Source organism: Winogradskyella ursingii, from assembly GCF_013403975.1.
Classification (GTDB): Bacteria; Bacteroidota; Bacteroidia; order Flavobacteriales; family Flavobacteriaceae; genus Winogradskyella; species Winogradskyella ursingii.
Genome location: NZ_JABFDH010000001.1, coordinates 754,248 through 767,688, shown reverse-complemented (window position 1 = coordinate 767,688; position 13,441 = coordinate 754,248). Strand labels below are relative to the sequence as shown.

At 34.2% G+C, this 13,441-nt stretch carries 7 protein-coding genes; 3 read left to right on the top strand and 4 right to left on the bottom strand.

The features are described 5' to 3' along the window. Nucleotides 1-18 precede the first annotated feature (18 nt). A complete protein-coding gene (locus tag HM983_RS03480; protein WP_218841803.1) occupies nt 19-882 on the bottom strand; it encodes a CREC-EF hand family protein in 864 nt (287 codons plus the stop codon). A gap of 284 nt (nt 883-1,166) precedes the next feature. On the opposite strand from HM983_RS03480, the gene HM983_RS03475 reads away from it, so the two are divergent. Together HM983_RS03475 and HM983_RS03470 are read left to right on the top strand one after the other, a co-directional pair. Then, nucleotides 1,167-1,406 carry a Rho termination factor N-terminal domain-containing protein gene (locus HM983_RS03475; protein WP_179344000.1) on the top strand — a complete coding sequence of 80 codons (240 nt, stop codon included), beginning with the start codon at nt 1,167-1,169 and terminating at the stop codon, nt 1,404-1,406. Between the two features lie 38 nt (nt 1,407-1,444). After that, the gene (locus HM983_RS03470; protein WP_179343999.1) at nt 1,445-2,461 is read left to right on the top strand and encodes an AI-2E family transporter; all 1,017 of its coding nucleotides are present in this window, start codon (nt 1,445-1,447) and stop codon (nt 2,459-2,461) included. A gap of 57 nt (nt 2,462-2,518) precedes the next feature. Here the strand turns inward: HM983_RS03470 and HM983_RS03465 are convergent, their stop codons facing one another. Then, entirely contained in the window at nt 2,519-3,358 is an 840-nt protein-coding gene (locus HM983_RS03465) for an alpha/beta hydrolase (RefSeq protein WP_246277446.1), read from the bottom strand. 115 nt (nt 3,359-3,473) lie between these two features. Next, nucleotides 3,474-5,795: a beta-glucosidase BglX gene (gene bglX / locus HM983_RS03460; RefSeq protein ID WP_179343997.1), complete on the bottom strand. Its 2,322-nt coding sequence runs from the start codon at nt 5,793-5,795 to the stop codon at nt 3,474-3,476. 240 nt (nt 5,796-6,035) lie between these two features. Here bglX and HM983_RS03455 point away from each other — a divergent pair, with 240 nt between their 5' ends. Beyond that, nucleotides 6,036-9,347 carry a CheR family methyltransferase gene (locus tag HM983_RS03455; RefSeq protein ID WP_179343996.1) on the top strand — a complete coding sequence of 1,104 codons (3,312 nt, stop codon included), beginning with the start codon at nt 6,036-6,038 and terminating at the stop codon, nt 9,345-9,347. Nucleotides 9,348-9,365: 18 nt separating this feature from the next. Here HM983_RS03455 and HM983_RS03450 read toward each other — a convergent pair whose 3' ends face one another. Beyond that, on the bottom strand, nt 9,366-13,424 hold the full coding sequence (locus HM983_RS03450; protein WP_179343995.1) for a CheR family methyltransferase: 4,059 nt from the start codon (nt 13,422-13,424) through the stop codon (nt 9,366-9,368). Between the last annotated feature and the right edge of the window lie 17 nt (nt 13,425-13,441).

Here is a 13,441-nt window from a genome sequence, read left to right as displayed (position 1 = left end):
GTAGTCTGATAATTTACCCTATTCTTTTCTTTTCTTAAATTTACGTTGGGCCAGATCCAAATCAATTTTAGAAGCAAATTCTTCCAACAAAATTATTCCGTCTTCATCCTTGTCATGTCCGTAAAATTGAAATTCTGCATTAACTGGTTTGCCCTGACTATTTGTTTTACCCTTGTAATATGCACTAAGCTCTTCTAAAGTGACCTTAAAGTTACTGTCAGTATCTACTTCCTCAAAAATATCAATTCTCTCTTTAATATAGGCTTCTGAGGACTCGTCATTTTGATTCTCACCAACAGTTTTTGCAGCACTCTCAATTCGCCCCCAATCTTCTTTCCAATTATACTCCATGGCGAATTCTTCCTGTGTTACAACACCATCATTATTAGCATCATAAGTATGAAAATTTAATTTACCATTTATAGGGTCACCGGTTTCTTTATTGGTCATACCTCTGTAAAAATTAATCATCTCATCGAGAGTTAACTCTTTGTTTAAATTACTATCTATCTCTGTGAATTTTTCAGCGACTTTGTCTGCACCTTCTTCAGTTGGTTTATATTCCCACCTATCTACATATTCGTAAGCTAATTGCAAATCAAAATCCTTTATAAATTCATTTAAAGTGATGATGCTATTACGATTAGCGTCCAAACCATAAAACATTTTTTTTGCATCAATTGGCTCACCATCTTTATTGGTTTTTCCATTATAAAACTTTTTCATTTCTCTAATGGTAATAACTTCATTTCTATCGGCATCAATAAGTTTAAAACGTCGTGTTTGCTCACTTTCAGTCTGTGCGGATACGGTTAGATTCATCGAGAAAAAAGAAACTATTAATAGGGCATTCAATACTTTCATAGTTGTTTTATAATACATATTATTTTGACTAAGATAAATTAAAAATGGGACATTATTAAAGACCCTTGACATGTTTCCTGCAAGTTATATTTAATTTTTAACCCTATTGCAAAAAGCCGATTGGCTTTAAAATAATCTTACATCAACATGTAATTTGGATTGCCAAAAACAATGCCAAAGGATCAACTTAAACTTTATCAAAATACGTAATTGCTGAATAAGTCAATAATTTAAATGATTGTGTCAACGCAATACATCTAAAGATTATAATTTCAAATTAAAATATAAAATTTTAGATAATTATGGGAAAATCAAGAATAAAAAATCCAGACCAATACGAAGCTTTAAGAGATAAAGGCTATAGCAAAGAAAAATCTGCAAGAATCGCAAACACGCCAAATTCAGGAAAAAAAGGAGGAGAAGCTCAACCTTATGAATCTTGGACTAAAGAAGAACTTTACGATCAAGCTAAAAATGTAGGTATCGACGGAAGATCTAAAATGAACAAGAAACAATTAATCAATGCGCTAAGGAATAATTAAGAGCGAATTGCTTAAATGAACTTTTTAAACCTCCAGCCATGATCAGCGCCAAAACCATTAGGCAAGTTTTTATCATTCTATTAATCTTAATTATAGGGTATCATATTTTTAAGGAGATGACGCCTTATTTCTCTGGTGTGTTAGGTGCGATAACACTTTACGTAATTCTTCAGAAAATTATGTCCAAACTTGTAAAACGAGGATGGCGAAAAAGTTTGGCAGCAGGGTTTTTAATGCTGATGTCGTTACTGATTATTACATTACCATTAGCTGGGATCATTTTACTTTTAGGAAAACGTGTCACAAAAGCAATAGAAAATTCTGAAAAAGTGATACGCTCTTTAAAATCTGAACTTGCTCATATGGAACAAGTGATTGGTTACGATTTAACTTCACAAATCGATACTAGCAGAATATCTTCATGGCTATCTGACAAGTCTCAAGCCTTTGCTGGTAGTACTTTTAATGGCTTTATTGCTATTACCGTGATGTATTTTCTCCTGTATTACATGCTTACCAGTAAAAAACAACTAAAAAAATCCCTATTTGAATATATACCGATTGGGGAATCCAACCTCAAAACTATGGCTAATGAAATTTATGAAATGGTGAAAGCCAATGCCCTCGGAATTCCGCTTGTGGCATTAGCGCAAGGTATTGTAGCCTTAATCGGGTTCTTAATTTTTAGTATTCCAGACCCGTTCTTTTGGGCTGTAATAGTAACCATAGGTTCCATGATACCATTTGTTGGAAATGCCTTAGGTACCATACCAGTTTTTATTCTTAGCATTTCTAGCGGTAATACCTTCCAAGCTTGGGGAATTTTAATTTACGCAATAGCAGTTGTTGGCGTGACGGATAATATCATTCGACTCTATGTGCTACAAAAACTTGACAATGTACATCCACTTATTACTTTAATAGGAGTGCTTATTGGTATTCCACTGTTTGGTTTTATGGGTCTTATTTTTGGTCCGTTATTAGTAAGTCTGTTTTTTGTAATTATAAAGATTTATAAACAGGAATATGCGACCGAAAAGAGGAATATTTTATAGTCTTATTATTTTACCGAAAGACAATTAGCATTAATAAATATTTCCTTCTTGCAGCTATTAATTTTTAATTGATGGTTTATCTTTTATAATCTTGGTTTGAATGATTTCGTTATTAATAATTGTCCGTTCAAAAAAGTTGAAAATTTTATCTAATTCTAAAAACGGTATGGCAGAGATTTCATGTTGTCCTCCTTTTACAATATTAAAGTAAAACGATGTTTCTAAATTTTCGAGTTGCGTTGCTATTTCCGAAGAACCATCTAAAATTAGATAACCATCTTTAGTGGGCTCGCAATGGTGGTGCGATGCGCTACCAAAAGGTACTAATTGATCATCAGTACCATGAAAAAATACGGACGGAATAGCGTTTTCATAAGTTATATAACTAGCATCAACTACTGCACCTGCACAAGAAAATACACCCGCAAATGATACATTCTCGTATTTTGATTTATCGTCTATAAAATAATCACGCATAAAAACCGCGTTAAGACTTCCTTCTGCACCTGCACTACTGCCTCCAGCAATTAATTTTGATGTGTCAATATGAAGCTCATCTGCACGTTCGACTAAAAATTGAGCAGCATCTAAAAAATCGATAGCCGCTTGTTTAAAAGTTTCCAATTTTTCATCCTTGGAGCAATCGCAACCAAAACCTGTGGCTTTTCCCTTTCGCAGTAAGCGGTAATCAATGGATACACCAATGTAATTATGATCTTTTGCGACGTATTTTACCAACTTATTATCTGCAATATCAAAGCGGTTATTTCCTGAAAATCCACCACCATGCATCCAAAGCAATACTGGAAGTCTATCTGCTTTTTTTATCTTCTTTGGCGAGAACACATCCATTCTCAACGTATCCATACCCTTTATGGCATAGATATAAGTTTCCATCTTTTGCGCGCAAACATTTGAGCCTAACAAAAGCAGAAAAATTATGGTTATGTTTTTCATATTGATATTGATCGAACTATAAAAGTTGGCTTTTAAGTGTGTTCAAATTTTTCTCTTAATTCCTTGATGTTAGTCGAAAAGATGTTTTGAGATTTGTATTAGAGTTTTCACCCACAAATACTTCAAAGTCACCAGGTTCTATCACGAAATCCAAATTATAATTATAAAATTTTAAATCTTCAGCTGAAATTGTAAAATTAACGGTTTTTGTTTCATCCTTTTTAATCAGTATTTTTTGAAAACCTTTAAGCTCTTTGACTGGTCGAGTTACAGAAGCAACTACATCTCTAATATACAGTTGTACAATTTCCTTTCCATCGTAGTTACCTGTATTTTTTACATCTACCGATACGTTAATTTCTTCATCCATACCAATAGATGTTTTATCTATTTTAAGATTTGAATACTCAAAAGTGGTGTAGCTTAAACCATACCCAAAAGGATATAACGGTTCATTTCTTACATCTAAATAGTTGCTTTTATACTTCTCAAATTTTCCCTCTGAATTATTTAACGGTCGACCTGTATTTTTATGATTATAATATATGGGAATTTGACCCACATTTCGCGGAAATGTCATCGTTAACTTCCCTGACGGATTCACATCACCGAACAACACATCAGAAATCGCAAAACCTGCCTCACTGCCAGGAAACCATACATTCAGTATGGCTGGAACCGTGTCGTTTTCTTCAACTAAAGTCAATGGACGACCAGCAAACAATACCAACACCACTGGTTTTCCTGTTTCTAATAACGCCTTTAGTAAATCTTTTTGGACTTGAGGAATACCCAAATTTGTTCGACTACTACTCTCACCGCTAAACTCGGCAGATTCACCTAAGGTTGCTACGATTACGTCAGCTTGGGATGCGACTCTTAGTGCTTCATCCAGTAATTGCTTGTCCGTTCTACCATCTCTTGTAATTGTTTTTCCGAACAGCGTAGCGCGTTTTTCGAGCTCTAAATCATAATCGAGATTACTGCCTTTTGCATGCAGAATAGTCACTCTATCACCAACTGTTTGCTGTAAACCCTCGAATACAGAAATGGATTTTTCCTGATCGGTTGCTACACTCCAAGTGCCAGCCATATTATTGCTCGCCACTGCTAATGGGCCTATAACGGCGATAGTTCCAGATTTTTTTAAGGGCAATAGTTGATCTTCGTTTTTTAATAACACCATAGATTCTGTAGCGACCCGGCGTGCCATATCTCTATTTTCAGAGGTATAAACCTCACTTTTTGCTCTATTTAAATCACAGTATTTATATGGATCATCAAATAACCCTAATTGAAATTTGGCAGTAAGAATTCGTGCTACGGCCTTATCAATATCCTTCATCTTTACTACACCATCCTCGTGGGATTTTTTTAATGTTTTTAGAAAACCTTCGGAAACCATATCCAAATCGGTTCCTGCCTTAAGTGCCTGAGCAGAAACTTCATGAAAATTGCCCACACCATGGTATTGCATTTCTTCGATGGCAGTGTAATCGGTTACCACAAATCCGTCAAAACCCCATTCTTCTCGTAATAGATCTGTGAGCAACCATTTGTTTCCTGTTGCCGGCACGCCATCAACCTCATTAAAAGATGACATTACCGAACCTACACCAGCCTCGATTGCGGCTTTGTAGGGTGGCAAATATTCGTTGTACATTCTAATACGGCTCATATCTACCGTATTATATTCTTTACCAGCTTCTGGCGCGCCATAAAGTGCAAAATGTTTTACACAAGCCATGACAGTATTGTTTGCGGCTAAATCTTCTCCTTGGTAACCTTTTACCATAGCCTTCGCTATTTTACCGGCCAAATGCGTGTCTTCACCATTACCTTCAGAAACGCGTCCCCAACGTGGATCTCTTGAAATATCGACCATAGGTGAAAACGTCCAATTAATCCCAGATGCACTTGCCTCTTGTGCTGAAATACGCGCAGCTTTTTCAATTAATTCCATATTCCATGATGATGAAAGCGCTAAAGGGATTGGGAATGTACTTTTATAACCATGAATCACATCCATGCCAAAAAGCAACGGAATACCTAAACGGCTTTGTTGGACCGCTATGGTTTGGATTTCTCTAATTTTCTCAACCGATTTCACATTAAAAAGACCTCCAACCTTACCTTCTTCAATCTGTTTTGCAACATCAGAACTTTTGGACGTTCCGGTTGTGATATCTCCATCAGTTGGCAAGTTGAGTTGTCCCAGTTTTTCTTCAATAGTCATTAATTGAATTATGGAATCTACTTTAGAAGCATATGATTCTTCAATAGAAATTTTAGAGTTTTTTTCTGAATTGCAACCCAATATGAATAAAGTCACTAAACAGAAAGTTGTACTTCTAATTATCGATTTATTTACTTTCATTTCTTAGTTGGAAAAAGTTAAATTGTTAATAGAACGCTACAAATATAAGAAGCAACTTGTGAAGGTTTCTCAAATCATTAGTTATGAATTTGGTAAACGTCATTGGATTTATAACCTAAATCAGCAGATCTTAAGTTTTTACGGACAACAAATCGTTTTTTTTGCACAAATCATAATACCTTTTTTATTAGAAAAGCATCTTTAATAATGTATCTTTAACTATTCCCTAAAATTATGCACTTGGTAAGCAATAAATCAGAAGCTTCAAAGCAACAATTTCCTATTGTTGGTATTGCATGTTCTTTTGGCGGCATAGATTTATTAAAAAAAATTCTAACCTACACGGACCAAAATGCAAATATCGCCTACGTGATTTTACATACCCTAAGCACTTCTCACGAAAAGGAGTTAATAGACAATCTTGCCGAAGAATCAAAGTTACCTATTGAAAAAGTCACAAAAACCACGGTGATAACACCTAACAAGGTTTATGTCATCACGGAAAAACAATCACCTGCCATACTTGGCCTAAATCTAGACTTAAAAAGAGATAAGGACCAATCTAATTTAACTAAAGACAATTTTTTTACAAGTCTAGCCGATGGGTATAAAAATTTTGCAGTCGGTATAATTTTATCTGATACTACAACTGCTTATAGTATAGGTCTGGAACATATAAAGGAAAATGGAGGTATTAGTTTTACCGCTTCTACAGAAGGGTCTGACGACAAACAGATATTTTCAAATTCAGATGAGGGTGATACTGTCGATTTTGTTCTTAAGCCAGAAGAAATACCAGAAAAAATTAAATCATACTTTCAACATTATCCACTAAATAGTCTTTACAACGGCAAAAGCCAAAGTATTATTGAAGAAGAATTATTTAGGAAGGTGATTGCCCATATTCGAATATATTCTGAAATTGATTTTACACACTACAAAAGGCCCACGCTTTATAGACGTATTATTAGAAGGATGGCCATCTGCCAAGTTAACAGTCTAGAGGATTATTTAAAATGTTTACAATCCAATAATGAGGAAACAGCGGTCCTTGTTCAAGAACTACTTATTAAAGTTACTTCTTTTTATAGGGATCCAGGCCTTTTTGAGGATATCTGCGAAAAACTTGTGGCCAAGATCTCAAAACAAAAAAACAAAGATGAATCTATTAGAATTTGGAGTGCAGGTTGTGCTACAGGAGAAGAAGTCTACACACTCGCCATATGTTTGTTTAAAGCATTAGAAAAAAAGAATAAGTTAAACTATTTTAATATTCAGATTTTCGGTACAGACATTTCTGGCGCATCTATTGAAAAGGCAAGAAAAGCCGTTTATAGTGAAAGCGCACTGCAAAATCTTAGTACTGAGCAAAAACAGAAATTCTTTAAACCATTTAATGGTGGATATCAAGTAAGTAGAATACTCAGAGAAAATATCGTTTTTGCAAAGCACAATATGATTACCGATCCACCATTAGCAAAAATGGATCTTATAAGCTGTAGAAACGTGCTTATATATTTTGATTCCTTTCTTCAAAAGAAGGTTTTAGAAAATTTTCATTTTGCATTGAACCCAGAAGGCGTTTTATTATTAGGTAAATCTGAAACAGCTGGTACGGATTCCGATTTGTTTTTAACGTTGTCAAAAAAGAACAAGACCTATAGCCGAAAACAGGGAAAAGGCAAATATTACAGACTACCATTTAAATCGGGATTAAACAAATCCAAAGAAATCAACACTATGGTTTTAGACCAACAACCAGAATTTAATTTAGACGTTAATAAACAGGCACAAGATGTACTGCTATCTTCCTATGCACCCACAAACGCATTAATAGATGAAAATTTTCAAGTTATAAATACTCAGGGAAATATTTCAGAATTTCTTAAAGTGCAAAGTGGTAAACCAAGCCACAGTATTCTTAATATGGTGCCATCTTCCATGGCTTTTGAAATCAGGAACGGTGTGCACAAACTGAGCGAAGACGGGACGGATTTAGGTGTGTACAAAAAAGAGATTCAAATAAAAAACAACGATAAAACCGAAAGCATAAATTTTGAAATAGTAAAGCTAAATAAAAATACAGAACCGCATTATCTCATTATATTCAAGAAAAACTCAAAAAAACCGTCATTCCTAGAGAAACTAGTACATAGTTTCAAAAATGTTAGAAGTACTGATAATAGCATTAAAGAAAAAAATGATGTTTTAGAAAAAGAACTTGCCCTAACACGTGCAGATATGCACAAAATAGGAGAACGACAAAGCCAGGTTAATCAAGATTTGCAAACGACTAACGAAGAATTGTTGAGCAATAATGAGGAAATGCAGAGCCTAAATGAAGAACTGGAAACCTCAAAAGAGGAAGTACTATCTTCTAATGAAGAATTGGTAATTGTCAACCAAGAATTACTGGAAAAACAACAACAATTAGAAAACGCATTAACCTACTCAGAAGGCATAATCACAACGCTAAGAGAACCTTTTTTGGTACTGGATAAGGAACTGTGCATAATTTCGGCAAATGCTTCCTTTCGAAAGCATTTTATGGTTATGGAATCGCAATTAAAAGGCAAAACCATAGATACAATTCAGCAAGGTCAATGGAATAATAATGAACTAAAAAAATTACTTCATGATCTAATACCAAAGGATACAGAGTTGGTGGATTTTGAATTAAAAATAAACCTCAACGGCTTAGGCAGTAGACAATTGTTCCTTAACGCCAAAGAAATTTCTTATCCAGGACAAGACCAAAAAATGATTTTGTTGGCGATTGAAGATGCCACTGAACGTATAAATACTTTAAAAAAATATAAAGATACCATTACCAAGCTGAATAAGGCCAACGAACATTTAGAGAATTTTGCGCGTGTAGCGAGCCACGACTTGCAAGAACCTCTTAGAAAAATACAAATCTTTGCCAGCTTATTAAACCAAAATGATGTTGAAGACAAAAAGGCATATCTCAAAAAAATTGAAAAATCCGCACATAAGATGTCTGTTTTAATTGCAGATCTTCTCACCTTTTCGAGTATCTCGGACAAAGAGGAATTATTTGACAAAACTGATCTCAACGCCACATTAAGTGACATTACCTTTGATTTAGAAATGACTATAAATAATGCAGGTGCGGATGTACATATTGATGAACTTCCTGTTATAGAAGCTATACCTGTACAAATGCGCCAGCTATTTACCAACCTTATATCCAACGGTTTAAAATTCAGCAGAAATGACGTAAAACCAATCATAAAAGTTTATAGCCAAAATCTTTCAGATCGCGCCATTGAAAACCATAAGCTAGATCCAAATAAAAAATACACTCAAATTACAGTCTCTGACAATGGTATTGGTATAGATGCAAAGCATCAAAAGCAAGTGTTTGCTATTTTTAAAAGATTACATTCTCAAAGTGAATATGAAGGCAGTGGCATTGGGTTGGCTCTTTGCAAAACAATAGTAAAAAACCATAAGGGCCATATACATATTGATTCTGAAGTAGGAAATGGCACTCAATTTCATGTGATTTTACCTATAGACCGTAATTAAACTTATGCGGTTAAAGCTTTACTTATCAAGAATTGGAAAATAAAGAATAAAACTTGAACCCTCACCGGCATTACTTTCAATGTCTATACATCCGTGATGCATATCCATGATACGTTTGCATATTGCCAAACCTATTCCCGTTCCTGGATAATCGCTTTTTGAATTGAGCTTTTTAAATGGCTTTAGAATATAATCTTTCTTAGACAAATCAAGTCCAATACCATTATCCTTGAATATTAATTTTTTAAAATTAAGCTCCGGATTTGCATTTAATTTCTTTGGCATATCCTCACCATTAATTACAGAAGTACTTATTTCAATAATTGGGCTGTTTTTGTTAAATTTTATAGCATTACGAATTAAATTAGAAAACAGTTGATAAACTCGTATTGGAATACCATTAAGACTACCTAAGTCTTTATTTTTAATCTTTACATTTTGTTCTTTGATAATCAAAGCAAGATCTGATTTGACCTGTTCAAGTATCTCGTCTAAAACTACATCTTCAAAATCATCGCTGGCGTCTTCAAATTTACTGTATTCTAAAATGCTATCAATAAGATCAACCATGCGTTCTGCCGAACTTTCAATTTTTTTAGAATATTCTTCCGATGAATTTCCATCAATATCTTTAGAACGCATCAAAGAGTTAAAAGTTCTTATTTTACGCAATGGTTCTTTTAGATCGTGACTCGCCATATAGGCAAATTCCTCCAAGTCCATATTGAGTTTTACCAACTCATCGTTCACTTTAGAAATTTCCTTTGTACGCTGTGTTACTTTTTTCTCTAATTTATCTCTAAATTCTATTTGGTCATTAATATTTACAAATGACCCCAAATAACCATTAAAATTTCCATTCATGTCAAAAGCAGGAATACCTTGATTTAAAAACCAGAAGTATGTACCATCTGCCCTTCTCCCTCGATATTCTGAGGAAAATTTCTCTTTCTTTGTATGGGCATCTGCATAGGCTTTTTCTGCAGCCTCTACATCGTCTTTATGTATAAATTTAAGCCATCCTCTTCCAAGATTATCATTAATTGTGCTTCCTGTAAATTTGAGCCAATATTCATTGATATAAGTACACATACCATTTTTATCCGTAATCCAAATGGTTAAGGGTGCTGCATTTGATATGGTCCTAAAGCGCTCTTCGCTCTCTTTTACTTTTTCTAAGAAAACTTTGTCTTTAGTTATATCTAAAATACCTGTATAAGCTCGTATTGGCTTTTTATTCTCGTCATAAAGAACTTTACCAGTAATTCTCACATGCTTTACCTTATTTTTTAATTGAATTCTGATTTCGTGATTAATATTACCTGTTTTCTTTGCTTTCTTTAAATTTTTTTCGCGTATCGAGAGGTCATCTGGGTGTATCTTGCTATTAAGCGATGCATAATTAATGGGCTTTTTAGAATCTAATTCTAAGAATTGAGACAGTAACTTATTGGGTAATATTCTATCGTTGATAAAGTCGTGTTCAAAAACTATAATATTAGATGCAGCTATGGCAGTTTCTAACCTTATCTGATTAAGTTTGGTATTTGTAACTTCAAGTGCCAAATACAAAATTCTATCTTCCTCTAAATATGGGATTTTAAATTTTACGGTTTTTATCTCAAAAAATTGATCGTTATATTTTACTTCAATGGAACCTCCCTTGCCATCAAGCGTATCCTTACATAATTTTTCTATACGCTTGGCTTCACGTTCTGATGGGTTTAGGCTAGGCATATATTGTCCTATAAAGTCTTCGGCCAAGTCTCCATTCAAGGCTTGCCCAGATAAGTATTCAATTTCAAAATCTTTATTGAGAATACCTACAACACCGTCTGGTATGTTTTCTGCAATGGTTTTATATATAAGCTCGTTACGTTGACTAATTTCTTTTTCAGCCTTAAGCTCTTGTTCTTTTTCCAATAGTAAATCGTTGGTTATGCGTAACTCTTGGTTGGCCGTATTAAGCTCCTCATTTGCCGATTGCAGTTCTTCATTACTGGTCTCGAGTTCTTCGTTACTAGATTTTAGTTCCTCATTAGAGGATTGCAATTCTTCGTTAATACTTTGAAGCTCTTCATTTGTAGCTTCTAATTCTTCCGTAAAAATTTGAAGATGTTCCTTCGTAGAGGTTAATTCATCTTCAAGTTCTTTTATTCGAAGATTGACAAAATCCGAAGTTTCCAGTTTCTTTTGAAGCTCAAGGTGACCTTCGTTTGGTTCAATTTTTTCAAATATCACCATATAGTATTGTACCTTACTAATTCTGTAAATCAGTGGAATTATTTTTATACGCACATAATGCCATTGTTCATAAAGTCTAAATTTTACAGCGTGACTGGTATGTGATATACTGGTTTTTTTTACTTGCGTCAATACGGCTTTAAGAACAGTAACCAACTCTGGGTTCACCATTTTGTGCAAGTTGGCATTCATTGTACCTTCGCTAATCTCCAAATAGAGCCTTAGACTCCCATGTACCTCTTTGATTTCTGCATTGTCGTTGATTACTACAAATGGATTGTCCAATTTATAATACAAGGTCTCTTTGGCAACATCTGCAATACTCATATTGCGAATATTATTTTGCTTTTCCTGTTTTTTGAGCTCTTGATTTCTACTTCGAAGTCTCGAAAATTTTAGCTGATAATTAAGTGCAGCTTCAGCTTTTCTATAGATTTTACCTTTTCCCACATTTGAAAACAAATCTGCTGCTACACTGACACTTTCGGATTTACCCAAAAACAATATTCCTTTTGGCTTCAAAGAATAATGAAATATCTGAAAGCTCTGCTTTTGAAGATTATTGTTAAAGTAAATAAGCAGATTTCGGCAAACGACCACATCTAGTTTAACGAAAGGAGGATCATTAGTAATGTCATGTCGAGTAAAAAGTACATGTTGTTTTATTTCCTTTTTTATCTCAAAATGAATATCATCTGTTTTTTCAAAATATTTATTAATGATTTCGGCTGGCACATTGCCCAATGTGTCTTTATGATAGATTGCCTTACGACCATAATTAATGGCACGTTCATCAATATCTGATGCAAAAATATGAACGTTGTACTGGTGGATTTTATGACCTATTAATTCATGCAAAAGAATTGCAATAGAATAAGGTTCTTCGCCCGTTGCACAACCTACGCTCCAGATACGAATAGAATCACCTGGTTTTTTATCTTCCATCATTTCTGTGAGTTGCTTCCTTAATTGGTCAAAGGCTTCGAGATCTCTGAAAAATTCAGTTACAACAATTAGGACAGAATCAAATAGATTGTCTAACTCTCTTGGGCTGGACTTTATAAGTTCGTAATATTCTAGTATGTTTCGCAATTGTAGCGTATTAATTCTATGATTAATACGCCTCATAATAGTAGACGGTTTGTACATCGAGAAATCTGTGCCGCTACGTTTTTCCAATAAACTAAAAATAGCATCTATTGGTTCTTTTTTTCTCTTACTAGTTGCTATGGCTCTAGAGTTTTTAATGTATTGTATAACATCATCATACATTTGATCTGCTGGGACAATTAAGTCTACGTGACCAGTCTCTATTGCTGCCGTTGGCATATTTCTATGTTCTGCAGTTTCTGGCAATTGAGCAATGGTGAAACCACCGAGCTCGTGAATCGTGGATATACCAGCAGCACCATCTTTACCAAAACCAGATAAAATAATAGCGATAGCTTTTTTTGCATTATCACGTGCCAAAGACACAAAAAAGTTATCTATAGATGGCGTATGTGCGTGCTCTAAAGATAATTCCTCTAAAATCAATTCATTATTTTGAATGCGAATTTGTTTATTCTGTGGAGTGGTATAGACATGTCCCTTTTTTAGAGACATATTATTTTCCGCAGAAATTACAGGCCATTTACATCTTTTATCTAAAATAGGTGCCAGTTGACTTTTATAGTCCGGACTGAGATGCATTACAATGACAATACATAGATCTACATCGATTTCATTAAAGTTTTTTAGAAATTTAGTTAAAGCATCCAAACCTCCTGCAGAGGCACCAACACCGACAACAAACATTTCTTTGTCCTTATTAGATTTTACAGTTTCACTCACAGTCTAATTATTTATTC